30 protein-coding genes are annotated in these 23,512 nt (G+C 58.5%); 22 read left to right on the top strand and 8 right to left on the bottom strand.

What is annotated here, in order from left to right; translation table 11 throughout:
* Positions 1-41 precede the first annotated feature (41 nt).
* The 3 genes from PspR76_RS21000 to PspR76_RS20990 all read left to right on the top strand — a co-directional run bounded on the left by PspR76_RS21000 (position 42) and on the right by PspR76_RS20990 (position 3,063).
* Positions 42-1,430: an MFS transporter gene (locus PspR76_RS21000; RefSeq protein ID WP_335927639.1), complete on the top strand. Its 1,389-nt coding sequence runs from the start codon at positions 42-44 to the stop codon at positions 1,428-1,430.
* 102 nt (positions 1,431-1,532) lie between these two features.
* Positions 1,533-2,075, top strand: coding sequence for a cysteine hydrolase family protein (locus tag PspR76_RS20995; protein WP_159958387.1), 543 nt, complete (start codon positions 1,533-1,535; stop codon positions 2,073-2,075).
* Positions 2,076-2,079: 4 nt separating this feature from the next.
* Complete coding sequence (locus PspR76_RS20990) at positions 2,080-3,063, top strand: GlxA family transcriptional regulator (protein ID WP_159958385.1); 984 nt, start codon at positions 2,080-2,082, stop codon at positions 3,061-3,063.
* Here PspR76_RS20990 and PspR76_RS20985 read toward each other — a convergent pair.
* Together PspR76_RS20985 and PspR76_RS20980 are read right to left on the bottom strand one after the other, a co-directional pair.
* On the bottom strand, positions 3,034-3,201 hold the full coding sequence (locus PspR76_RS20985) for a DUF2986 domain-containing protein (RefSeq protein ID WP_159958383.1): 168 nt from the start codon (positions 3,199-3,201) through the stop codon (positions 3,034-3,036). The two genes, PspR76_RS20990 and PspR76_RS20985, sit on opposite strands and share 30 nt — an antisense overlap.
* 76 nt (positions 3,202-3,277) lie before the next feature.
* Complete coding sequence (locus tag PspR76_RS20980) at positions 3,278-4,234, bottom strand: ADP-ribose pyrophosphatase (protein ID WP_159958381.1); 957 nt, start codon at positions 4,232-4,234, stop codon at positions 3,278-3,280.
* 68 nt (positions 4,235-4,302) lie between these two features.
* Between PspR76_RS20980 and PspR76_RS20975 the strand changes: the two genes are divergently transcribed.
* On the top strand, positions 4,303-5,064 hold the full coding sequence (locus PspR76_RS20975) for a DeoR/GlpR family DNA-binding transcription regulator (RefSeq protein WP_237235687.1): 762 nt from the start codon (positions 4,303-4,305) through the stop codon (positions 5,062-5,064).
* Positions 5,065-5,069: 5 nt separating this feature from the next.
* The gene (locus PspR76_RS20970) at positions 5,070-5,525 is read left to right on the top strand and encodes a hypothetical protein (RefSeq protein WP_237235686.1); all 456 of its coding nucleotides are present in this window, start codon (positions 5,070-5,072) and stop codon (positions 5,523-5,525) included.
* A gap of 125 nt (positions 5,526-5,650) precedes the next feature.
* Here PspR76_RS20970 and PspR76_RS20965 read toward each other — a convergent pair whose 3' ends face one another.
* Positions 5,651-6,514 carry a hypothetical protein gene (locus PspR76_RS20965; RefSeq protein ID WP_159958379.1) on the bottom strand — a complete coding sequence of 288 codons (864 nt, stop codon included), beginning with the start codon at positions 6,512-6,514 and terminating at the stop codon, positions 5,651-5,653.
* 28 nt (positions 6,515-6,542) lie between these two features.
* The gene (gene cynR / locus PspR76_RS20960; protein WP_159958377.1) at positions 6,543-7,439 is read right to left on the bottom strand and encodes a transcriptional regulator CynR; all 897 of its coding nucleotides are present in this window, start codon (positions 7,437-7,439) and stop codon (positions 6,543-6,545) included.
* A 111-nt stretch (positions 7,440-7,550) separates the two neighbouring features.
* Between cynR and PspR76_RS20955 the strand changes: the two genes are divergently transcribed.
* From PspR76_RS20955 to PspR76_RS20885, 15 genes are all read left to right on the top strand, one after another.
* Positions 7,551-8,195 (top strand): carbonic anhydrase, encoded by a 645-nt coding sequence (locus tag PspR76_RS20955; protein ID WP_159958375.1) that lies wholly within the window; start codon positions 7,551-7,553, stop codon positions 8,193-8,195.
* 98 nt (positions 8,196-8,293) lie between these two features.
* A complete protein-coding gene (gene cynS / locus PspR76_RS20950; RefSeq protein ID WP_159958373.1) occupies positions 8,294-8,764 on the top strand; it encodes a cyanase in 471 nt (156 codons plus the stop codon).
* A 77-nt stretch (positions 8,765-8,841) separates the two neighbouring features.
* Positions 8,842-9,081 (top strand): DUF2790 domain-containing protein, encoded by a 240-nt coding sequence (locus PspR76_RS20945; RefSeq protein ID WP_159958371.1) that lies wholly within the window; start codon positions 8,842-8,844, stop codon positions 9,079-9,081.
* Positions 9,082-9,152: 71 nt separating this feature from the next.
* A complete protein-coding gene (locus tag PspR76_RS20940) occupies positions 9,153-10,376 on the top strand; it encodes an amidohydrolase family protein (RefSeq protein ID WP_159958369.1) in 1,224 nt (407 codons plus the stop codon).
* 254 nt (positions 10,377-10,630) lie between these two features.
* Entirely contained in the window at positions 10,631-10,993 is a 363-nt protein-coding gene (locus PspR76_RS31720; protein WP_159958367.1) for a hypothetical protein, read from the top strand.
* A gap of 372 nt (positions 10,994-11,365) precedes the next feature.
* Positions 11,366-11,803, top strand: a complete 438-nt coding sequence (locus PspR76_RS20930; RefSeq protein WP_237235685.1) for a hypothetical protein — start codon at positions 11,366-11,368, stop codon at positions 11,801-11,803.
* Between the two features lie 108 nt (positions 11,804-11,911).
* Positions 11,912-12,382: a GNAT family N-acetyltransferase gene (locus PspR76_RS20925; protein WP_159958363.1), complete on the top strand. Its 471-nt coding sequence runs from the start codon at positions 11,912-11,914 to the stop codon at positions 12,380-12,382.
* A 477-nt stretch (positions 12,383-12,859) separates the two neighbouring features.
* Complete coding sequence (locus PspR76_RS20920; RefSeq protein ID WP_159958361.1) at positions 12,860-13,282, top strand: hypothetical protein; 423 nt, start codon at positions 12,860-12,862, stop codon at positions 13,280-13,282.
* Positions 13,283-13,287: 5 nt separating this feature from the next.
* On the top strand, positions 13,288-13,752 hold the full coding sequence (locus PspR76_RS20915; protein ID WP_159958359.1) for a hypothetical protein: 465 nt from the start codon (positions 13,288-13,290) through the stop codon (positions 13,750-13,752).
* A gap of 328 nt (positions 13,753-14,080) precedes the next feature.
* Positions 14,081-15,523 (top strand): ATPase domain-containing protein, encoded by a 1,443-nt coding sequence (locus PspR76_RS20910; RefSeq protein ID WP_174245683.1) that lies wholly within the window; start codon positions 14,081-14,083, stop codon positions 15,521-15,523.
* Between the two features lie 23 nt (positions 15,524-15,546).
* Positions 15,547-15,909 carry a response regulator gene (locus tag PspR76_RS20905; RefSeq protein WP_159958357.1) on the top strand — a complete coding sequence of 121 codons (363 nt, stop codon included), beginning with the start codon at positions 15,547-15,549 and terminating at the stop codon, positions 15,907-15,909.
* 86 nt (positions 15,910-15,995) lie between these two features.
* A complete protein-coding gene (msrA, locus tag PspR76_RS20900) occupies positions 15,996-16,502 on the top strand; it encodes a peptide-methionine (S)-S-oxide reductase MsrA (RefSeq protein WP_159958356.1) in 507 nt (168 codons plus the stop codon).
* 106 nt (positions 16,503-16,608) lie between these two features.
* The gene (locus PspR76_RS20895) at positions 16,609-17,109 is read left to right on the top strand and encodes a GNAT family N-acetyltransferase (protein WP_159958354.1); all 501 of its coding nucleotides are present in this window, start codon (positions 16,609-16,611) and stop codon (positions 17,107-17,109) included.
* A gap of 55 nt (positions 17,110-17,164) precedes the next feature.
* Complete coding sequence (locus PspR76_RS20890; protein WP_159958352.1) at positions 17,165-17,644, top strand: hypothetical protein; 480 nt, start codon at positions 17,165-17,167, stop codon at positions 17,642-17,644.
* Between the two features lie 12 nt (positions 17,645-17,656).
* Positions 17,657-17,899, top strand: a complete 243-nt coding sequence (locus PspR76_RS20885; protein WP_159958350.1) for a hypothetical protein — start codon at positions 17,657-17,659, stop codon at positions 17,897-17,899.
* Positions 17,900-17,953: 54 nt separating this feature from the next.
* Here the strand turns inward: PspR76_RS20885 and PspR76_RS20880 are convergent, their stop codons facing one another.
* Positions 17,954-18,292 carry a hypothetical protein gene (locus PspR76_RS20880; protein ID WP_159958348.1) on the bottom strand — a complete coding sequence of 113 codons (339 nt, stop codon included), beginning with the start codon at positions 18,290-18,292 and terminating at the stop codon, positions 17,954-17,956.
* A 109-nt stretch (positions 18,293-18,401) separates the two neighbouring features.
* Positions 18,402-18,872, bottom strand: a complete 471-nt coding sequence (locus tag PspR76_RS20875; RefSeq protein WP_159958346.1) for a septation protein IspZ — start codon at positions 18,870-18,872, stop codon at positions 18,402-18,404.
* A 146-nt stretch (positions 18,873-19,018) separates the two neighbouring features.
* On the opposite strand from PspR76_RS20875, the gene PspR76_RS20870 reads away from it, so the two are divergent.
* Complete coding sequence (locus PspR76_RS20870; RefSeq protein ID WP_159958344.1) at positions 19,019-19,543, top strand: GNAT family N-acetyltransferase; 525 nt, start codon at positions 19,019-19,021, stop codon at positions 19,541-19,543.
* A gap of 49 nt (positions 19,544-19,592) precedes the next feature.
* On the opposite strand, the gene PspR76_RS20865 is transcribed toward PspR76_RS20870, so the two are convergent.
* The gene (locus tag PspR76_RS20865) at positions 19,593-19,931 is read right to left on the bottom strand and encodes a DUF6124 family protein (protein WP_159958342.1); all 339 of its coding nucleotides are present in this window, start codon (positions 19,929-19,931) and stop codon (positions 19,593-19,595) included.
* A gap of 322 nt (positions 19,932-20,253) precedes the next feature.
* A complete protein-coding gene (locus PspR76_RS20860; RefSeq protein WP_159958340.1) occupies positions 20,254-21,504 on the bottom strand; it encodes a flavin-containing monooxygenase in 1,251 nt (416 codons plus the stop codon).
* A 271-nt stretch (positions 21,505-21,775) separates the two neighbouring features.
* Here PspR76_RS20860 and PspR76_RS20855 point away from each other — a divergent pair, with 271 nt between their 5' ends.
* On the top strand, positions 21,776-23,497 hold the full coding sequence (locus tag PspR76_RS20855; protein WP_159958338.1) for a ShlB/FhaC/HecB family hemolysin secretion/activation protein: 1,722 nt from the start codon (positions 21,776-21,778) through the stop codon (positions 23,495-23,497).
* Positions 23,498-23,512: the final 15 nt, after the last annotated feature.

Raw genomic sequence — 23,512 nt, 5'->3', positions numbered from 1 at the left:
TCAATAACTCAAATGGCCCTTGGTCAGAGTGGAAGGTGTTTATGTCTCGAATGATCGCTACTACAGTCCGAACAACGTCTCCAACAGCAGTTCCAACAGCAGCCCCAACGACAGCCCCCACGAGCGCTGTTGGTGAGCGCAATCAAACCGCGCAAAGCAGTGCCACCAGGATCGCCAAGCGTGCCGCCATCGCCGCCGCTACCGGCACGGCGGTGGAGTATTACGAGTTCGGCGTGTACGGTTTTATGGCGACGATTATCGCGCCGTTATTCTTCCCCAGTGATAACGCCGCTGCCGCGCTGCTGGCCACGCTGGCGGTGTTTGGCAGTGCGTTTTTGATTCGGCCCTTGGGCGGTATTCTGCTGGGGCGGTTGGCCGACCGTATCGGGCGGCGCAAGGTGTTGCTGAGCACGGTGATCGGCATGGGCAGCGCGACGGCGATGATCGGCCTGCTACCCACGTCGGCCCAGGTGGGCATTGTCGCGCCGATTCTGCTGGTGCTGATTCGACTGGCCCAGGGCTTTTTCGCCGGCGGTGAGGTGATCGGTGCGGCCGCCTTCCTGGCCGAGTCTTCGCCCAAAGGCCGGCGCGGGTTCTACGGTGCTTTCACCCCGGTCGGCGTGGCGATTGGCGGGTCGATGGCGGCGATTATCTGCGGTATTACCACCGGGCTGGTGGACGCGCAGCAACTGCAAGCCTGGGCATGGCGTATACCGTTTTTCCTCGCCATTCCGCTGGTGATCTTCTCGTGCATCATGCGCCATAACGTCGAGGAAACGCCTGAGTTCAAAGCCTTTCTCGCGGTGGAAAAACCGCCCACGGCACCGGTCAAAGAGGTGCTCACGCAAAATCTGCCGGCGGTGCTGCGGGTGGTGGTGTTCGCCTTTGCGCAGAATGCCGGGTACTACATCGGCCTGGTGTTCATGAACATCTACCTGACCACCTACCTGCATTTCGAAAAATCCAGGATCTACTGGGTGATCGCCGGCGTCAGCCTGTGCATGGCCGCGCTCATGCCGTTCTGGGGCGGGCTGTCTGACCGCATCGGGCGCAAGAAAGCCCTGGCCATCGGCTTTGTCGGGTATGCGGTGCTGGTGATCCCGATGATGGTGCTGATGAACAACAGCAGCCTGTTCATCGCGGTCATCGCGTTTTTTGTCGCGACGCTGCCCATGCCGGTGATCCAGTCGGTGGGCTACCCGACGTATGCGGAACAGTTTCCCACTCGGGTTCGCTATACCGGCATGGCGATCAGCATCAACCTGGGCGCCATCCTGGGCGGCGGGATCACGCCGTACATCGTCACCTCGCTGATCGGCTCTACGGGCAACCTGCTGGTTCCAGGCTTTTTCATGGCTGGCGCGGCGGTGTGTGCGTTGATTGCGTTGACCACCTTGCGCGAAACCTCCCAGGGCGAGCTGCGCCGCTGAGCCTGTCCGAATCCGTCCTGAAGTGGTCCGGCACGCGCCTGTTGCTCGCTCGCGGGCGTGCCTACCATGGCTTGCATCAATTGCCAGCCCTGAGGACCTATCATGAGTCGCAAAGCCCTGATCGTTATCGACGCCCAGCATTCATTTCGCCATTCAACCTATTGGTCCGAAACTGACCTGCCGGCTTACCTGGAAAAACAGCAAGCGCTCATCGATGGCTGTATTCAACACGGCATCCCGGTGATACAAGTCTTCCATGTGGAAGACGAGGGGCATTTTTCCCTGGCCTCGGGCAATGTCAGGGCGTTGAGCGAATTGTCGATCAACCCTGACCTGGTCATTCATAAGCGCTTCCACAGCGCTTTCGCCGGCACGCCCCTGGCCGCGCGACTTACGGAGATGGGCGTGACCCAGGTGATCATCAGCGGCATTCGCACCGAGCAGTGCTGTGAAACCACCACGCGGCAGGCGTCGGACAGCGGCCTGCGCGTGGATTTCGTCAGCGAGGCGACGTTGACCTTCGCCATGACCCACGCGCGCAGCGGGCGGGTCTATACCGCCGCCGAGATTCGCGAGCGTACCGAATTGGTGCTGGAAGAACGCTTTGCGCGCATCGTCACGGTCGCACAGGCATTGGAGGATTGAATTTGTGAGTGTACCGGTGCTGTTCGTGCTGTTGCCTAATGTGCTGATGCTCGACCTGGCGGGCCCGGCCGAAGTGCTGCGCCTCGCCGCCCAGGTCGATGACTCGATGGCCGTCGACTTCGATTTGCAGTACGTCAGCCCGGTAGCGTCCCTGCAAACGTCCATCGGCTTGCCCCTGGCGGGGTTGGCGCCGCTGCCGCAGGCCTTGGCCCCCGGCACGCTGGTGGTGTTGGTCGGCTCCACGTCGAAGGTCACCAAGGCTGATCGCCAGGCATTCGAGGCGGCGAGCAATACGCTGACCCAATGGCTTAAAACCGTGTTCGCACCTTCGGGTGAGCGTTTGGTGTGTGTATGCGCCGGTGCGCTGAGTGCCGCCCGCGCCGGGCTGCTCGACGGGCGCCAATGCACCACGCATCACGCGCTGTGCGCCACATTACAGGCCATGGCGCCCAAGGCCCGCGTGCTCGAAAACCGGCTCTACGTCACCGACGGCCCGGTCAGTTGCAGCGCCGGTGTGACCGCAGGCATCGACCTGATGCTGCACCTGGTCGCCGAGCTGGGCGGGCCACGATTGGCCTGCGCCGTCGCGCGCGACATGGTGGTGTACCTGCGTCGCAGCGGCGCCGATCCGCAGCTCTCGCCGTGGCTGGCCGGGCGCAACCACGTGCATCCGGCTGTGCACCGGGTTCAGGACGCCCTGACTGCTGCGCCGTGCGAGGCCTGGACCGTCACGCGCATGGCCGGCCTGGCTTACACCAGCAGCCGCCACCTGGCGCGACTGTTTCACGAACACGTCGGCATCAGCCCGCTGGATTATCTGCACACCCTGCGTTTAACCTTGGCGCGTGAATTACTGGTGGAATCGAGCCTGGATATTGAAACCGTCGCCGAGCGCGCCGGCTTTGGTTCGGCGCGGCACCTGCGGCGTATCTGGGGCAAATATGAAGCGGGGACGCCTTCAGCTGGGCGTGTCGGTGGCGGTGGTTGACGCCTGTTCAGCCTCGGCCTCAAGTTTGGCGCGGTCGGCTTTGCTGATGTATTTGTCTTTGCTCTTGGGTGCCAATTTGGCGCTGGCCTTTTTCGCTTTGGCCTTAAAGAGCTGCTGCAGTTTTTTCTGGCGATTCATGGTGTGCTAATCAGCGGGTAAGTGCTTGCATGATATCAGCTTGAGTCATGGCGTCTGGTCTCGGTCATACGGAAACTCACGACCCCATGACGGATTCAGCCGCGGGCACCTCGTCCAACCCATGAAACACCGCCAGCCCTTGCTGCTGAGCCATCTCCACCATCAAGTCCGCACCCTCGGAAGGGCCGCCGATGCGCAGTACGCCGTCGCACCGCTTGAGCAGGGTTTTGGCGTATTCATGAAAATGCGCCTGGTACACCTCGTCACCAATCCCGCGTGAGCCGGCCAGTTGCAGCAGCGGTAACGCCACCCATTCGGCCACCAGTGGAAAGTGCCCGGCGTGCAACAGGGCGGCGGCACTTGCTTGCATGGCCTGCACGTTCGCGGCCAGGGCCGCGGGGTCATCACCAGTGCCGGAGCGGTAGGGGCCGGCCACCAGAATCATCATGGCGGGCGAGGGCGGCAGCAGGTTCTTGAGGTATTGCAGCAGGATGATGGTCTTGCCGTCCATGATGCGACCGTCGTCGATCATTGCCAGGGCCTGCTCAAAGGGCATCTCCAGCACTTCGATGTCTTCGCCTTCGTGGGCCAGGCCGCCGCCGTCGCTGATGCGGTCCTCCGGGTGGTATTCACCGACAAAAAAATGCAGGCGCTCAGTCACCGAGCCGGGGCTCATGAACGCTTCGTACACCTTGCGCACCGATTGGACCCGGTAACCGGTTTCCTCTTCGGCCTCCAGGCGAATCCGCTCCTCGGCCCCGGCGTTATCCAGCAGCCCGGCCGCCGTTTCAATCAAGTAACCATCATGCCCGTTGACGTAGGCCGGGATGCGAAATTGCCGGGTCAGGATGACCGTGCGTTTCGCCCGGTTGTAGAGCCCGATCGTGGCACCATCGCCTCGGTCATAGACCTCACGCGTTTGCGGCTGCCAGCTGCCGTCCCGGCGTTGCAGCTCGAAGTCGACCTTTTTCAGCAGATACCAGTTATCCGACAGGGTCTGTTGTTTGACGATTCGAACGGTGCGGTTGTGCATGGGCCACGGTCCTTGATAGTTATGTGTTAAATATCGTGCATAATCGTGCAGGTTCATGCAGAGGATCGATGATGTTAACCCAGCAGCGCAAGCAGTTTTTAACCGAGCGTCTTCGTCGCGACGGTCAGCTCCTGGCCAAGCCCATCAGCCAGGAACTCGGCGTGTCCGAGGACACCATCCGACGTGATTTGCGCGAGATGGCCAAGGCTGGCCTGCTGATGCGAGTTCACGGCGGCGCCTTGCCGGCGTCCCCGGCGATGGGCGACATGGGCGTGCGGCAGGCGATCCTGCCCACACAAAAAGCCGCCATCGGCAGAGCCGCGGCGCAGTTGGTGCAGCCCGGGCACGTAGTCATACTCGACGGCGGCACCACCTCGATGCAGGTCGCGCGGCACTTGCCGCTGACACTCCAGGCCACCGTGATTACTCACAGCCCGTCAATCGCGGTGGCGCTCAGTGAGCACCTGAACATTGACGTGATCATGCTCGGCGGTCGGCTTTTCCGGCACTCGATGGTCGGCACCGGCGCAGCCACGCTGGAGGCCATCGGGCGCATTCGTGCCGACTTGTACTTCATGGGCGTTTGCAGTGTGCACCCGACTGCCGGGCTGTCGACTGGGGATTACGAAGAGGCCGTGATCAAGCGCGCGTTGTGCCAGGTGTCTGCGGAAACGCTGGTGCTGGCGTCCTCGGAGAAACTCGCGACGGCATCGCCCTACATCGTCGTGCCGCTGTCCGAGATTGCGGGGTTGGTGGTGCCGGTGGATGTGCCCGAAGCATTGCTGGCGCCTTATCGCGGGATGAACCTTCAGGTTCATCGGGCAGAGTAGGGCACATGCGCAGCTTTTTTAAATGGACTTATAGAATGCGATCAACAGAAACAAGCGTAACGCGATCCTCTTACCGCTGGCTCGCAACCCTGGGTGTCGGGCTGGGCCTGGCAGTTGCTGTGTGGGTTACCGGAAAAGGTGAGTTTTTTTGGGAAAATTTCGCGGCTTACTGGCTACCTCAGGCGGCGGTGCTGGCGGTGGCGCTGCTGCTCAAGGCATCCCGTGAAACGCTGGCTGGCATGGCAATCGCCATGGCGCTGTACTTGTACCTTTTCCACCTCTGGGCGTCTGAAGCCATGGCGTGGCTTTGGTATCTCTTCAGCTTCCCTGGCGCGCTTATCGGCGCATTGCTCGCCGTCTTTATTGCATCTCGAACGTCATTCACCGGGTTGGTGGGGTTTGGTTCGGTCACGTTGGGTATTGTGCTAAATCTCGTATTTCTTTTTTTCGTCATCGCGTGAGGCGTCAAGACACGGTTAACTCACTTGCCTTGACCTTCACCCGCGTTGCCCGTCGCGCCATCACCCGCCGGCGGCCATCAGCGCCGCCATGTAAATTGTTTGGGCCGCTGGCAAGTGGCGTTGGACTAGCGTGACGGAGCCTTATCGGTAGCAGCGCTGCTTTGGTATTGCCCCACATGGTGTTTCCACGGCAGGTAGTCGACAAAAACCGCGCGCTTGGCCAAGCCGTCTTCGCCTACGCGAAAGCCAGGCATTTGTCGCAGATCGAGTTGTGCGCACTGGGTGGCGAGCGCCTTTTGTAACTCAGGGTCCGGGTGAAAATACTCAGGACGAAAAGGGTTTCTCTCCAGCGTCACATCGCAGCGTAAAACCTTGCCCTGTGCGTCGGCGGCAACGTCGAAGCGCGCTGTGCCGAACGCATTTGGCGCGTGTTTGGCGACCACGTTGTCCCAGAAGAATCGACTTGCCGACGCAGACCGTTGAAGCCTCTGGTGGTACTCCGGCGTTAACGGCGCGGCGCCCACAGTGGTTAACGGTGCGACAATCTCGAGGCTGCCATCAGCCGGTTTTTGCAGACCTTCCGGTATCGCATCCCAGACACCGCTCCAGCACATGTCCGATACGATCCTGGCGAAGTCCGTGTGAGTATCGCCGTCAGTCGGTAGCACCTCGCAGAGCAACACGTCGCCTTGGCGATTGAGCTTCATGCGCAACTTCACGCTACCTTGGGTGCCTTCGCCATTCGCCCGAAAGGTTCTATCAGCCAACGTAGTACTCAACGTGCTGATGTAGCGCCTGGCCTCCAGCTGCTTGATTTCTTCTGCACTGAGGAACGTTGGAGACGACTTGCCGCCGCTGTCGATCCAGGCATCCATGCGCTGCTCCGGGGTCAACGCGTGGCAGCCGCAGAGCAGCGCCAAACCGGTGAATAAAAACAGCGTGGGGGTTAGACGACCATTGGCGCGTGACTTCAGTGTGAGGGTGGGCACTCATGCATTCCTTGCAACGATAAAAGCCCTATTTTGCCTGTAAGGCCAGACCGTCGGCTACTTCCTTGGCCAGTGCCAAAAACGCCCGCGCCGCCGCCGACTGATAAGCCCCTTTGCGTTGCATCAACACCGCCGTGCGCTGCAACTGCTGCGGCCCCAGCTCAATTGCCACCAATTGCGGATGCGCCCGCGCAATCGCGGCGGGCAGCAGCGTCGACAGCGTGGTGCGGCGCACCACCTCAAGCAGTGCGCCGATCACATTGGCCTCCATCGCCACGCGTGGGCGGATCCCGTGTTTGTTGCAGTAGCGGTCGATCTGTTCGCGGGTGGCGAATTCTTTACTGAGCAGAATCAGCGATTCTGCATTCAGCGCCTCCAACCCAATCGCCTGCTCTCCCGCCAGCGGATGCTGTTGGCCGACCACCAGCGCGAGGGTTTCCACCAGCAGGGGCGAGGCGTCGATGTCTTGCGCGTGCACCTCATCAAACGCAATGCCCACATCCAACTCGTCCGCCAGCAGTTGGTTTTCCATGTGTTCCTGGGCGACCTCACGCACGTTCAGCGTGATGTTCGGATAGCGGCCATGAAAGGCTTCCGCCAGCGGCCCCACCAGGTAGGTGGTGAAGGTCGGTGTGACGGCAATCCGCAGCGTGCCCCGGCTGAGGTCGCCCACATCATGAATCGCGCGCTTGCCTTCCTGCAGCTCCTGCGCCGCCCGCAGCGCATAGCGCAGGTACACCTCACCGGCATCGGTCAGGCGCGTCTGGCGCCCGGATCGATCAAACAACTGTGCACCGAGGCTCTCTTCCAGCTGCCGCACTTGCTGCGACAGCGCCGGCTGCGAGACATGCAGGGCTGCCGCCGCTTTGGTAAAGCCCTGGTGTTCAGCAACGGCCAGGAAGTACTGGATATGTCGTGCCAGCATGTTTGTACCCATAAGATAATCTAATGTGCTGGATCATATATGAGACTTTTACCTTATTGCACGGGCTCCGTAACCTTTGCTCCATCGCATCGCGATTCAAAGGAGTTACCCATGCAAGACATCATCGACGGTTTCCTGAAGTTTCAGCGCAACGCCTTCCCGGAGCGCGCCGGCTTGTTCAAAGACCTGGCCAACCAGCAGAGCCCACGGGCGCTGTTCATCTCCTGCTCCGACAGCCGGCTGGTGCCGGAGCTGGTCACGCAGCGTGAGCCGGGCGACCTGTTTGTCATCCGCAATGCCGGCAATATCGTGCCGTCCTACGGTCCTGAGCCGGGCGGGGTGTCGGCCTCGGTGGAATATGCCGTAGCAGCCTTGAAGGTCAGCGACATCGTGATCTGCGGGCATTCCGATCGCGGCGCCATGACCGCCATCGCCACCTGCAAATGCCTGGATCACATGCCCGCGGTGGCCAGCTGGTTGCGCTACGCCGACTCCGGCCGGGTGGTCAACGAGGCGCGCCAGCATGTCGACCAGCAGGCCAAAGTCGCCTCCATGGTTCGCGAAAACGTGATCGCGCAGTTGGCCAATCTCCAGACGCACCCGTCGGTACGCCTGGCCCTCGAAGAGAAGCGCGTGACCCTGCATGGCTGGGTCTATGACATCGAAAGTGGCTGCATCCAGGCCTTCGATAGCCGCACCGGTCAATTCGTGCCGCTGGCCGACTTGTCTGCGAAAGCATCGCCCCAGTTGAACTGAAATACCGAGGGGCCTGCATCGCAGCGTTGCGGCGATCCGGCTCCCACCATTGATTGTTAGCGCTTTTAACCAGTGTTTTTACCCACGGAGATAACCCCATGATCCAGTCACAAATCAGCCAGAACACTCGCCTTGCCTTGACCGACGTCATCCTCCTGGCCAAGGCCCGCAAAGACCTGTCGTTCGCCCAGATCGCCGAAGGCACCGGCCTGCACGAAGCCTTCGTCACCGCCGCCTTGCTCGGCCAGCACCCACTGCCGGCCGACGCCGCCCAAGTTGTTGCCGACACCCTGGGCCTCGACGAGGACGCCGTGCTCCTGCTGCAAAGCATCCCGGTGCGCGGCAGCATCGGCAACGGCATCCCGACCGACCCGACCATCTACCGCTTCTACGAAATGATCCAGGTCTACGGCACCACGCTCAAGGCGCTGGTTCACGAGAAGTTCGGCGAAGGCATCATCAGCGCGATCAACTTCAAGCTGGACGTGAAGAAGGTTGAGGACCCGGACGGCGGCTCCCGCGCAGTGATCACCCTGGATGGCAAGTACCTGCCGACCAAACCGTTCTGATCACGCGACCCGTGGGCCCGGCGCTGCACAGCTGCCGGGTTCCACTTTCCTCGCATTTTGAAAGAGGTCATCTGATCATGAGAGCGTTACTTGTACTGATATTCGGCGCTTTTTGCGCGGTGGCGATGGCCGACGAGCCACTGCCAGTCGAGCACTACAGCTATGCCCAGCACCTTGACATCGCCCACGTCATTTCCACCAGCGAAGTCGCGGACGTCTGCGCCGTGGTGCCTGTGCGAATGACCTACGAAGATTCCAAGGGCCAGCGACACATTCTTGAATACCACGTGATGGGTAACGGCTGCTCCAACGGTTGAGGCACCCATTGTCTGTTTTTATACCGTTGCGCCCGGTGCGCCTAAGGGCAGCAACGTAGAGGGCCATAGTCATGGATTTAATCTTTCGCAACGTACGCATCGACGACGCACAGCCGCTGATGGATGTGGCGGTGCACGAGGGCAACATCATCGGGGTCGCACCGAACATTTCAGCGCTCGCGCAGCGGGAAATCCAGGGCCACGGCAACGTGCTGATTCCGGGCTTTGTCGAAGGCCACCTGCACCTGGAAAAGGCCCATGTCATGAACCGCAAGGCCAACCGCTCCGGCACCTTGAAAGAGGCGATAGCGGTGACCGCCGAACTCAAACCCACCTTGACCCGCGACGACATCCTCGAGCGTTCCACCCAAGTACTGCGCGCGCTGGTGCAATCAGGCACGACCCATGTGCGCGCCCATGCCGAGTTCGACCCGATACAAGGCTTCACCGGGTTTGATGCGGTGCTGGAACTGCGGGAAACGTTTCGCGACGTCATCGATATTCAAGTGGTCGCCTTCCCACAGGAAGGCATTCTCAAGCTACCGGGCATGCGGGACATGATGGTCGAGGCCATGGAAAAGGGCGCCGATGTTGTCGGCGGTATTCCCTACAACGATGAGTCGGCGCATGAACACATCGACTTTGTGTTCGACCTGGCCAAGCGCTACGACAAGGACATCGACCTGCACCAGGACTTTGCCGACCACGCTGAACACATGAGCATTGAATACCTCGCACGCAAGACCCACCAGGAAGGCTATCAAGGGCGCGTGTGTGTCGGCCACCTGACCAGCCTGGGCGCCGTGCCGCCGCACCAACAGCGCGAGATCATTGACCTGATCCGCGCGGCCGGTATCAGCGTCATGTGCTTGCCCGCCACCGACTTGCACCTCGGTGCGCGCGGCGACAGCCACAACGTGCGCCGCAGCCTGACACCCGTGCGGGCACTGCGTGATGGCGGCGTGAATGTGTGCCTGGCCACCAACAACATCCGCAACGCGTTTACCCCATTTGGCACCGGCGATTTGCTCAACATAGCGCAACTGGCAATTCCAGCCTGCCACCTGGGCGGGGCGGATGACCAGGCCACGGTGCTGTCGATGCTCACCACCCGCCCGGCGCAAGCGCTGGGGCTGAAGGATTATGGGTTGGCAGTGGGCAAGGCGGCTGATCTGGTGTTGTTGGACACGCGCGCAGTCAGTGATGTGATTCTCGATTTGCCGACGCGGTTGATGGTGCTCAAGCGCGGGAAAGTCGTGGCGACGTCGGCCTGTCAGCGGTCGGTGGTGTTCTGATTCGGGAGCAGGCAAGTCACTGCGGGTCGATACTCCTTGCCAGCCCCGGCCGAGTGCGGCAAATGATTAAAGTGCTTTCTGGTGATCCGCGCGCGTTGCCAGCGGCCGATTGGAGCCTGACAGGGTGACGTTGGTAAGCATTTAAGCGGAGCCAGCGCACTGTACGACGCAGGTGCTGACGTATGAGCGGCGGAGCCCGCGTACTGCGTAGATCAACGCTTCAGGGCATCACACTCATTACGTAAGTTGCTGTCTTGAATGTTGCCGCAGCTTTGGCCGTTGATTTTGGCATTGCAGTAAGCGCGTTGATCGTTGTCACTGATGTTGCCGCAGCTTTGGCCGTTCATTTCCGCCAGGCACGTGGCCCGAAGGGTACTGCCCTGGATATTGCCGCAGCTTTGGCCATTGATTTTGGCGTTGCAATAAGCGCGTTGATCGTTGTCGCTGATGTTGCCGCAGCTTTGACCGTTCATTTGCGCATAGCAACTGGCCCGAAGGTCGCCGTCACTGATATTGCCGCAGCTTTGGCCGTTAGTCGTGGCGTTGCAATAAGCGCGTTGATCGCTATCAGTAATGTTGCCGCAACCCGCATGAGCGTAGGTACTCAACATCAATAACAGCGCAATAATGGCTCTCATCACTCTCTCCATGGGGTGTCAGGAAACAGCCTGACGCTGACAGATCCAAGACGATTTTGTCGCTGTGGCGAGCAATCAAATTGACATCATTTTTTGGGGAAGTTCCACGGGGCGGATGTGACTATCGTGCGTACAGTTTTTTGTTGTCGGCGACACCTGAGTCACACCTGGCTTTGTAGGCATGCAGGGTGATCGCTAACGGCCAAAAGTGGACGTAATGGCGTTTGTGTAGTATCCGCCTCTCTTCCCACCTATAAGAGGTGCCCGATGTATAGCCGACACTCCCCATCCCCCACAAGAGCCGCCCTAGACTTGCAAAACGCACGGTCGCTTTTGGGAAAGCGGCTGAGCGTGCTGCTGCACGATCAGTACTATTTCAACGACGAAAAAGATCTGGGAGACATAGGTTCTCTAGAGTGGCGTTTTGGCGAGCGAGAAGTTCTATCCATGTATCTCTTGAGTGATGGCGAGAGAGTAGGCGCGGACTTGTTGCCTTCTGATACGCCGGCTTCCTTCGAGATAGAGCCGAACGGGACCTGCTCCTGGAAGAGGGAAAACCTACTTGCAGGTTTATCAGCAACCCACCTCGAGAATACAAAAATTTGCGCAGTTGAGGGAATTCTTGACTCTTTCAACGGGCAAGAGCCTTGGCTGGCCGGATTCAGAGTTGCGTTCGAGACCGGTGACTCATTGATCTACCTTAACCAGGGCGACGACGCCGTCGTATTGATTAATGCGCAACCGCCAGTAAGCGTAGGCCTCGAAACGCGCTTCGTTACCTCAATTTAATGACCGTTATGTGTCGAAACCTGCCACCTGCGTGCCCACAGTCAATACATGAAGATCCCTTGGCAGCTTAGAAGGGTTTCGTACCCCATCAGGGAGGATTGACCCTAAATGCAGATTCATCAGGTCACGCACCTGCCGTCACAAATTTCCGCCCTTGAGAAAGAAGCAGTGGCAGAAGGCTTTAGGTTCATCACCCGGCTGACTTCGGAATGGCATTCGGGCACCAATCGCTTCGATGCGCCAGGCGAGTGCCTAATGGCAGTGTATCTGGACCGCAAACTGGTAGGCATTGGCGGTCTTTCTATTGATCCGTTCACGCATGCCCGTACAGGAAGGCTGCGGCGTGTTTACGTGGTTCCTACGTCACGGGGGCAACAGATTGGCAGGCAACTGGTTAGCGCCTTGCTTGCCCACGCCGCTTTGTACTTTGAAAGTGTGCGTCTTTACACCGATACCTCTGAGGGAAGCACTTTTTACCTGCGCTGCGGCTTCACACGAACTGAAGACGCTCAAGCGACACACATCGTGCAGCTCAAGAAGCTCTCACAGAGTCAGCTTGCGGTCAAAAGCGGCCAATAGGATTAGACTACGCCGAAGTCCTGTCAGAGATTATTTGCATGCTGATTGAGTGCCGAAGGTGCGGCCAAGGTTACGTTCGAGCAATGCGAGTTCGCTCTACAAAGATTTTGCTATGGGTGTGCGAAGAATGCGAAGCAACGTGGACGAGCCAGGCCGAAGTGAATGTCTGTGATTTTGAAGACTACGGAACGTTAATGGCCTGTATTGGGCGCAGCTGTTTATGGTCAGAATTGAAGCCACAGTGAAAAATTAGTTATCGCATACTTTCTGTCAAATGCCAGCTTTGGGTCGATTTCGGTCGGTCGTGATAGGCAGAAAACGGCCAGAAGCTTTGGCTCGAAGGTGTCCACGAATCCAGAGGCGATTCAAAGTGAAGACCGCTGCAATACGTGGCACACCTCAGACGATGGGTAGGGCCAGATGTTGAAGCCTATATTCGATGATCAAATTAAGTTCGCAGAACCATGGAATGTCCGAATGCACCCATCGCTAAAACAAGCGCTAGATATCATCGCGATTGAGCGCAACGCCGCCGAATACGACTTGGCGTTTGAAGCTGTGCATGATGTTGTCAGCTTATTTGGCGAACTCGACCTGGCCAATCGACTATTCTCGGAAATACCCCGAACGATGCCCGAAGAGCTAGTTGCTGACCTGTTTAATTTGCTGGCTTGGCAAACAGACGACAACGGTTCGGCCCTGACGCGTGAGGTCGAGACGTGGCTCAGGGAAAGGCAGGATACGCGTAAGATTAAGATTGCCCTGAGCCTGGATGTATATCCTTTTTCAGATGCCCATGAGATGTATCAAGTACTGTCGAAGATCGCGGGTGCCACCCCAGAATTTGCAGACAGATGCCAAGCTCTCATCACATCACGTAAGGCGAGTCCACATGGTTGATCATCATGAACGGAGATGAAGGCAGTGTGCATTCAGCCGCGTCCGGCTGGGCTCTGGAGTTTGCCTCAATAGTCGCGTGTATTCGTTTCTGCGAAAACCAACCGCTCCTGGACGTGCTTCGCAGCATCAAGCACGGGGGGGCTGAATGGACGTACCGTTACGTCACGCTGCGCTATCCCGGCTCTGGTAGTAACTGGATGATGCTTTACCCATTTCAGGATTCGGAGGCGCCGTATTTTAACTTTATGTACGGCGCTAACGCGGATCCGCAGCGAGTTCTGGAGCCGCTGTTTGAAAGATATCCTCAGTGCAGCATTCTCGATTGGTCGAGAGGCCGATGGGCTTGCCTGGAAGCTGTTGGTGTAGACGTCGAGTCGCTAGCTGAAATCATGCAAGAGGTAGCAAGTTTGGTCTGGGGCGAGCAAAACGAGCTGGTAGATGGCTGGTACGAAGAAATGGGCAGGGCTTAACGGCCCGCTAACGGCCATAAGCGGTCCCTTGGGCGTATTCCCTACTTTCAAGAATCAGCTCCCACCAAAGTTTCCACCCTCCATATCGTAAGCCAACGCTCAAGATTGGTAACTGCAATTGAATCACTGCAAGTTTAGACGGTCATCTGCTAGCAAGGTTGATTTCCCCCCGACTTTAGAGGGATGAACCCAGTTAAACGCGGCTGAAGTGGCGCATCTAACTCCATTAGACAGCCATGCTTCAGGCGAGAATGGCCCCGAAGCGAAAATGGCGTTAGCATTCCGCCTCAATCGGCTTAAACAGCCTGTTTTTTCAGATCAGGGTCGCATCGTGGAAAAGCTAAAACGCCTCGAAAGTGGAATCGAAGGGCTCGACGCTCTGCTCAAGGGAGGGCTGGTCGCAGGCGCCTCATACATCATCCAAGGACGCCCGGGGTCTGGAAAAACGATCCTCGCCAACCAACTTGGGTTCCATCATGCGAACAATGGAGGCCGGGTTCTGGTCGCCACGCTGCTGGCCGAGTCGCATGACCGTCTTTTTCAGTTTCTTTCTACTCTGAGCTTTTTCGACGCTTCCAAAGTCGGCGCCGACATTCAATTTGTCAGTGCTTTTGACACCCTGGAGAACGACGGTCTGGGTGAGGTAGTCAAGCTGCTTCGGCGCGAGATAAGCCGCCAGAAAGCGACGGTGATGGTGGTAGACGGCTTGCTCAATGCGCGTTCAAAAGCCGATTCGCACATCGACACCAAGAAATTCATTTCAGAGCTGCAAGGGCACGCTGCTTTCGCGGGCTGCACCGTCCTGTTTCTCACCAGTTCCCGACTCGATGACGGCAGCCCCGAACACACGATGGTAGATGGCGTGATTGAAATGGGTGAGGAGCTGTATGGCACTCGCTCGGTGCGTCGTATTCAACTGCGTAAAACCCGCGGCAGTGGGGCAATGACGGGCCTGCATGAGTGTGAGATCAACGACAACGGATTAGTGGTTTACCCTCGACTCGAAAGTCTTTACAGCCACCCGTCCTCTCCAGACAGCGCCGACATGACGCGCATTGCCAGTGGCATTGACTCACTGGACGGCATATTGGGCGGGGGCCTTTACAGTTCCAGTGTGTCTCTGGTTATTGGCCCCTCCGGGATTGGTAAAACCACTCTGGGTCTCAAATTTCTGGCCGAGTCGACGGTGGATGCACCGGGACTGCATTTTGGCTTTTACGAGAGTCCACAACGGTTGCGGCTCAAGGGCCAGTCACTGGGTATCGATATCAAAGGTATGGAAGACAGCGGTGCTTTGAGCATTGCCTGGCAGCCGACGACTGAAGGCCTGCTCGATGGTCTGGGCGCACGACTGCTGAGTATCGTTGAAGAAAAGGGCATTAAGCGCCTGTTCATCGACAGCCTTAGCGGTATGACACGCGTCTCGACAAATCCGGCGCGAATTACTGACTTCTTCAGTGCGCTGATGAACGAGCTGCGATCCAGGGGCGTTACGGTATTTGCGTCCTGGGAAATGCGCGATCTGTTTGGCTCCGAGGTCAGTGCACCCAACTCTGACCTGTCCAGCATCGTCGATAACCTGATGCTGATGCGGTTCTCTGAGAATCACTCTGAACTAAGCAGGACGCTATCCATTCTTAAAGTAAGAGACAGCTCCTACGATCCCTCTCGATTTGAGGTCGTCATTCGTGAACATGATGTTTTCCTGAAAAAGGCTTCAAGACATGAACCCTCAGCCACCACTGATTCATCGCGCGGTTCAATTTCTTAAGCGTTTGATTAGGTTGAATTAACATGACCACCATCCTGGTCGTCGACGACGAGTATTTGATCGCTGATATTCTCTGCTTCGCGCTGGAGGATGAGGGGTTCATGGTGGTGACAGCCAGCAATGGTCGAAAAGGACTCGAAGTTCTCAATAGAGAACAGCCAGCGTTGATCATTACCGACTTTATGATGCCGGTCATGGACGGCCTGGAATTCGCAACCGCCGTGCGAGCCCTCCCTTGCGCCAAACATTTGCCGATTATCTTGATGAGCGGTGCTCAGGCACATATCGGTATGCAGCGATCAGATTTGTTTGATGCGGTATTGGCCAAGCCATTCAATATCGATTTGATCATCGCCGAGGTTAGAAAGCTCTTGGCTTTAGAGTAGCTCGCAGCCGGTCAGGCCATTAACCTTGCTATTGGCCAACACAGCCCCATAACTATCCCGGTACTCATTCAGCACAAGGGCAGACCATGACCAACCAAACCGAAACCGCGATCCTCGCTGGCGGCTGCTTCTGGGGCATGCAGGACCTGTTGCGGCGCTACCCCGGCGTGCTGCGCACGCGCGTCGGCTACACCGGCGGCGACGTGCCGAATGCCACCTACCGCAACCACGGCAATCATGCTGAGGCGATTGAAATCGTGTTTGATCCGGCGGTGATTACCTACCGGCAGATCCTCGAGTTCTTTTTCCAGATCCACGACCCCAGCACACCTAACCGCCAAGGCAATGACCTTGGGCCAAGCTACCGCTCGGCGATTTATTACCTGAGCGAAGAGCAACGCGACGTGGCCGAAGACACCGCTGCAGACGTAGATGCCTCGAAGTTGTGGCCAGGCCGTGTGGTCACTGAAATAGAACCGGCAGGACCGTTTTGGGAAGCCGAGCCGGAGCATCAGGATTATCTGGAGCGCATCCCCAATGGCTATACCTGCCACTTCATCCGGCCGAACTGGAAGTTGCCCAAGCGCGCTTGAGGGGCAGCAGTGCCAGAGAAAACATAAGGTAGACCACGTTCCGGGAAACCGTACAAACGTGGTTTAACGCCTGTCACCCAGGCGGAGCCTACGTAGAGCGCAAAGTATGCCCATCACGCCCAATCAAAACGCCCCGGTCAGGTTAGTCCTCGCTCTACCCAGCGACGTGGACGATCTGGTTGCCATTCGAATCGAGGCGATGCGCGACAGTTTGGAGCGTGTCGGTCGATTTGATCCGGTGCGCGCGCGCGAGCGGTTTGTCAGCGGTTTTGAAGCCCACAGCACCCGCTATATTGAAGTCGCTGGAGACAGGGTTGGCTTTGTCGTGGTCAAGCGCCACCCCAATGAACTTGTACTCGATCACTTATACGTGAGGCCGAGTGCGCAAGGGGCAGGTATCGGCGCTGCGGTGCTCACTCATATTTTCAAGGAGGCCGACGCGGCTGCACTGCCGATCAAAGTGGGGGCTCTCAAACAAAGCGCCTCGAATCGGTTTTATATCCGCCATGGTTTCCAGCTCGTCGAAAGCAGTGAGTTCGACAATTATTATGTCCGTCAGCACCTTACGGCGGTCAACCTACCTCACCGGCAGGATGAAAAGATTTGAATCCCATGCATTCCTTCTAGAGAATCGCCGTCTTTGGCTCGAAAGGATGCGTGCAATGAAGTTCGAAGGGACTTTCCAATACATAGGCAATCACGGGATCGTTTTCAACGTATCGCAGATCACCCTTACCGACAGCGAACGCGGCCGCCTGCGTGAGCTGCATTTTGGCGAGGCGAAAAGCGCCCACTATGAGGTCAACAGCAAGGTCGTCGAGGTGTACGACAAGATGTTGGCCAAGGGCCGGCCGTGCACGATGATGATCGGCATCTCCAAACCACTGACCCGGCAGCAGGGCGATGTCCTCAATGCCCAGCGCACCCAGGTCGCTAACCTGGCCGCCACGGCTTTCGCTTCCGCGACCTCCTATGTAGCGTCCCCTTACGTGGGCGCTCCCGTCGGCGCCGGTGTGCGCATGTATGCCAATTCCATCCTGCCCACCTATCATGCGGGCGACATACTGGTCAGCATCGAGGCACAGGTCAGCGGCGGCATTGGCCCGCAACGCACGGCTTCAACACTGATCATCAAGACCTGACGGGAGACGCACATGTCCGAAATTACCCAGCTGGTCATCGCCCTGGTGCTGTTCTTTCTGTTGGATCGGTTTCTTAGGTCATACCCGCTGCGCAAGTGGCTGGGGGTGTTGTTGGTCGCGGGTGGCGCCGTAGGTTGCATTGCTGCGAGCCAGGCCCACGTGTTCGGGTTTGACCTGGGGCTGCTGTCGATCTTTGCGGTTGCGCTGGGGGTGGGGTTGTTCGTGAAGCGGCGGCGGTTTGAGCCAGTTAGTTGAGGGCGGTAGACGTAGCTGCTGATTTTTCCGCTGTGCTTTGGCGTCTATTTTTCTTCACCACAATAACGCTTCAACTTCGTCATATTTGTCCGCCACTTTAAGAAAAGTGTCCGCCCAACCACTGCTGAGACTGAGTTCCTGGAGTGGTCCGGTTACTGCGAATAGAACAGAGACGTCCAACTTTTTGGGCAAACCACCCGATCTGAGCACGCTGACCAACCCCAGCAACTCGGCCTTCGCCTGATCCTCGTCTTCCCAGCTGGACCAGCAGAAGTCATTGCCTGGGAGTGAAATCAGCTCAATAGCGGCTTCCAGCACATGGATGAGACTTCCAATCGGGTCGTCTCGATTGATCTGTCCATGAATCAACTGCCTTGCACGGTCCAGATTCATAAAGGGCTTAGGCCTCACTGTAGGAAAGTAGCGGGCAGGCCATCCTTGTTTCGGATGTGATCTGCCCCCCTATTTTGCTTTGGCCATCACGCAAAAAGCCTATCGCCCATCAATGTTCTACCAGTTCTGTACTCGTTTCTTCCACGCCCGAGGTCGCTTGGGCCCAGCCGATAGCGAAGACGCCTACGAAAAACAGCAGCGGGCCGGGGTAGGTTCTGTAGTACATCCAGGCATCCGCCGACCCTGAAAAAGCAATCAGTGCGTTGACGGCGGCCAAGGCTGCCATCAACGCAGACAGGTGCAGCACGGAAGTTCGCCATTGCGCGGGCGAGCGCTTCAACCGAGCACCGAATATGGCGCGCAGCAAATTGATGCGCCACCCCATCTCCAGGATCGCGAGCAGCAGCGCAAACACCAACAGTGCGACGGCTGGCGTGTACAAAATGACGTTTCTGTTGGCTAGCACCAACCGGCCGAACGGCAGCCCGATCACCAGCATGAAGGCGATGGAGTAGAGGAAAAATACAACGTACGTGCGCCATAGCAGGCTGAGGGCCAGGGAAAGTCGGCGTTTTATCATGACTTCCTACATCCTTGTTGTCAGAAAAGTCGCCATTGTAGGCGCAGGACGCGTGCGAATGAATGGCACAAGAAGCGGTGCATCGCAAAATCGTAATCGAGGCCGGTTTACGCTAACCACTTGATATCCGAACAAGGAACGCTTCGATGATTCGTCAGGCCTCACCCGCAGACGCCAGGGCGATTGCCCAGGTGCACATCAGAAGTTGGCAGGATGCCTATCGCGACCTGATGCCCGCCGACTACTTGGGTGCGTTGAGTTCGACGCTGGCCAGGCGCGAGTCATTTTGGATGGCCTCGATTGAATCGGGCGAATCTAACGTGTGGGTGGCGCAGGTGAACAAGCAGGTGGTCGGTTGGGTGTCCGTCGGCGCCAGCCGTGATGAAGATGCCCCAGCGGGAAACGTGGGTGAGGTCACGGCCATCTACGTTGTCGCCGAGCACTGGCACACGGGCGTCGGGCTGGGGTTGTGGAACGCCGGCTTACAGCATTTGGCTGAGCAAGGGTTTCAACAGCTGACGCTGTGGGTTTTGGCCCGTAATGAACGCGCGATCCGATTTTATCGCCGGGCAGGCTGCGTTGAGGATGTGGGCAGTGAGCGCACGCTTGAGCGGGGCGGCGTGCAGTTGGTGGAGGTGAGGTATCGGTTGCCGTGTATTCGTTTGAGTTAGGCAAATAGGCGGCAGGCCACTGTTTTAGCGGTGGCCTGGCGCCCTTTTTTTAAACGGGTAATACCGCTGGCAGCTTGGCCTCCCGCTCCATCAGCCTATCCATCAACAAAACCCCCAACTCACTCAACTGGTGAATCGCCAGCGCCACATCGCGCTGTTTACCGGTCAGGTCTTCCGACAGGTCAAGCAGCAAGGCGCTCACCGCAGAAAAGGTTTCGTAGCTGTTGGTGATCAGTGTTTCGTTGCTGGCGTCGGCGGCGACGCTGAACAAGCCTGGTGGTGCGGGTGGGTCAGTTTCTGGATTGAGATAGCGATCAATCGCGCGATGCGCAGCCTGGTTAAGTTTCAGGTCCGGCTCGTTCGGAGGGTTGGGTGTGACTTTAAACATGTGTGTTGTACCTGATCAGGGCCAACACCTCTTCGCTACTAAACGATGGGGTGGCAGCTGTGGGCAGGTTAGTAGACCGGGGAAACACACAAAGCCGGCGCGCCCGAGGACGCCCTGCACACAGCCACCATCAAGCACAGACAAGAACATCTGACAGATGAGGCTTATGCACTTTATGTTATCGCTCGGGCTACTAAACCCGATCACTGAATATTCAGCGACCGAGCAACCTTAGAGACGCCCACTCAAGCGCACAAGCCGGCGGATTCTGACGCAAGCGTAGGCAACGGAGCAAGGCGCTGTCGCCTAGGACTTTGCTGTTTCAGGGTTTGGTGTAGGACATGTACTCATTCTGCAAGACAATATGATCCGCCACGTACTTCGCATCGTGCCAAACCCCGTAGATAAACGACGACGCGCGGTTCACCAGATTCGGCAGGCCGAGGAAGTAAATCCCGCTCTGCGCCGAGATGCCGCGCTTGTGGAACGGCTCGCCTTTTTCGTCAAACGCATCGACTTTCAACCAGCTGAAATCGAACTTGAAACCCGTCGCCCAGAGGATGGTGGTCACACCAGCCTCGGCCAGGTCCAGGCTGAGCGTCGGGCTAACCAGGCACTGCGGGTCGGGCAGCAATTCCCAGGCTTCGGGCTCCAGTGGGAACGGCAAACCATTGGCCTCGATGTAGGCGTCGGCGTCGCGCAACACATCAAAGTAGGCGCGGTCACCTTCGGCCACGTTGTCGGCCAGGCCGGGTTCGAAGGTCATCACGCCGTCGTGCCAATCGCGCGTGACGCCGACCAGGTGAATGCCTTGGTGGGCGAGGCGGCGGAAGTCCACGGTCTTACCGCCTTCATAGCCACTGACGGCAAAGACCACGTGCTTTTTCTTCGGCTGTATTTTGACTTCGTCCCACAAGCCCAGGGCGCCTAGCCACCAGCAGTAGTCACGGCTGCGGTAGGCGCGGGGCGGGCGGTAGTGTTCGCCCACGGAGAGGTACACGGTTTTGCCGGCCTTTTGCAGTTCTTCGGCGATTTGCGAGCCGGAGGCGCCGGCGCCTACCACCAGCACGGCACCTTCGGGCAGTTGCGCAGGGTTTTTGTAGGCGGACGAGTGCAGTTGGTGCACCTGCGCGGTCGCCGGGACGATGCTGGGAATCGAAGGGCGTTGAAACGGGCCGGTGGCGGCCACCACGTTAGCGGCTTCGATAATGCCGGCTGAGGTGGTGACTTTGAAGCCGGGGCGGCCTACGTGGCGCTCCACTTGTTGGACTTCAACGCCGGTGCGCACGGGGGCCTGCAACTTCTCGACGTAGGCTTCGAAGTAGTCGGCCATGCGCTCTTTTGGCGGGAAGGCTTCGGGGGAAATGCCCTCGAATTTCAACCCGGGAAAGCGGTCGTGCCAGGCCGGGCCGTTGGCCACCAGCGAGTCCCAGCGCTCCGAGCGCCAGCGTTCGGCGATGCGGCTGCGCTCCAGCACCACGTGCGGCACGCCCATCAGGGAAAGGTGCTCGCTCATGGCGACGCCGGCCTGGCCTGCGCCCACTACCAGGGTGTTGATGGTTTCCACTGACATGTGCGTTTCCTAAAAGTGAACGACCTGGGTCGGTTGGGGCGACGCGCAAGCATCGACAGCCTCAGTGTGCTCACGCAGTGGAAACCGCGAAATTATGCTTTTTGAAGGCAGAGGTTAGGAAAATCAAAACCCGTTGACCCATCGCCGATAATGGCCTGTGTCAATTGCATCAACGCTGACACAAACCTTATACATTTAATTGACGCCATCATTTCGCCACCCTATCATCGCCGCCAAATAGTGGCTCAGGGCCATATAGAGGGATCTAGACATGTGGCGCTTGGAACGCCGGACGGGGCTCGGCCTGTTGTCCGCTATTGTTTGTTTATTGACTGCCGGGCTTGCGCATGCCGCACCCCCGCAGAACACCCCCGGCATCACCGACCTGATCCGTGACCGCCAGGACCGCCTGCTCGAAGAGCAGCAAAAGCGCCTTGAAGACCTCAAGGAGCTGCCGGGTAAATCCGCCGACGCCGCAACGCCGACCACCCCGGTCGACACCCGTTGCTTCCCGATCAAGACCATCGACCTCGCCGGCGCCGACAGCCTTTCCGCAGGCGAGCGCGCCGAACTGATCAAACCCTACATCGGCGAATGCCTGGGCGTGCCGCAACTCAACGCGGTGCTCAAGGTGATCACCGACCGTTACCTCGCCAAAGGCCTGGTGACCAGCCGCGCATATCTGCCACAGCAAGACCTTTCCAGCGGCAACCTCAAGATCCAAGTGGTCGAAGGCAAACTCGAAAACCTGAAAGGCGCCGAGGGCAGCGGCATCACCGATCGCCAACTGGCGATGAGCTTTCCGGGCAAATCAGGCGAGTTGCTTAACCTGCGCGAAATCGAGCAGATGGTCGACCAACTCAACCGCCTGCCCTCGAACCAGGCGCAGATGGAATTGGCGCCGGGCAAGGCCGTCGGCGGCAGCGATGTGCTGGTCAAAAACACCCCGCAGAAACCTTGGCGCGTCGGGCTGTCGCGCCACAACGGCGGCCAGCGCAGCACCGGCGAGCAGCAGTGGGGCGCGAGCCTGGATTGGGATAATCCGCTGGGTTTGGCCGATCAACTGTCGCTGCGCGGCGGCCACGATGCGATCAGCGATCACCAGAAAACTTCACGCAATTCGATGCTCAATTACAGCCTGCCGTTTGGCTGGTGGAACCTCACCTACACCTACAGTGAAAGTGAGTACCGCTCCCAGGCCCAGGCGAATAATTTCAAGTTCAAGCAGACCGGCGACAGCCAGAACCACCAGCTGCGTCTGGAGCGCGTGATCCATCGCGATGCGCTGAGCAAAACCTCGCTGAGCACCGGCGTGGCCTACCTGCGCACCAACAACTTCATCGAAGACAGCAAGCTGGCGCTGAGCAGCAACCGCCTCAGTGAAGCCCAGTTCGGCATCAACCATGGCCGCAGGATTGGCAGCTCATTCCTCAACATCGACCTGGGCATGCAAGACGGCATCGGCGCGTTCGACGCCCAGGCCAATCACGACCCCAAGCCTGGCCAGGCCGATGCGCGTTACCGCAAATACACCGCCACGGTCAGCTACTTGTACCCGTTCAAGTTGTGGGGCGAGTCGCTGAGTTTCAGCAGCTTGATGACCGGCCAGCACAGCGAAGACGTGCTGTTCAGCCCGCAGCGCATGAGCCTCGGCGGGCAGTCGTCGATTCGCGGCTACAAAGACCAGATGCTCTCCGGCGACAGCGGCGGCTACTGGCGCAACGATTTGCGCTGGAGCCGCCCGGTGACCTGGGCCTGGCTGCAGCCGGTGTTCGGCGAGTACGGCACCAGCCTCGGTTACGACCAGGGCGTGATCAGCCGCGACCGCTACAACGCCGAGCAACATGGGCGCATGAGCAGCAACTCGGTTGAGCTGTTTGCCCGCGGCCAGAACGTCGCCGCCACGGTGACCTTCGCCCACTCTTTGGAACGACCGGCTGCGATCACGGAACGTGAAGCGCCGATCTATTTCCGTCTGGATTTCTTTCTTTAAATTATTTGCCGCCTT

This window comes from Pseudomonas sp. R76 (assembly GCF_009834565.1).
In the GTDB taxonomy this organism is placed as follows: domain Bacteria; phylum Pseudomonadota; class Gammaproteobacteria; order Pseudomonadales; family Pseudomonadaceae; genus Aquipseudomonas.
Note: the sequence above shows the minus strand (reverse complement) of the source record. Positions and strands in the feature narration are given on the sequence as shown.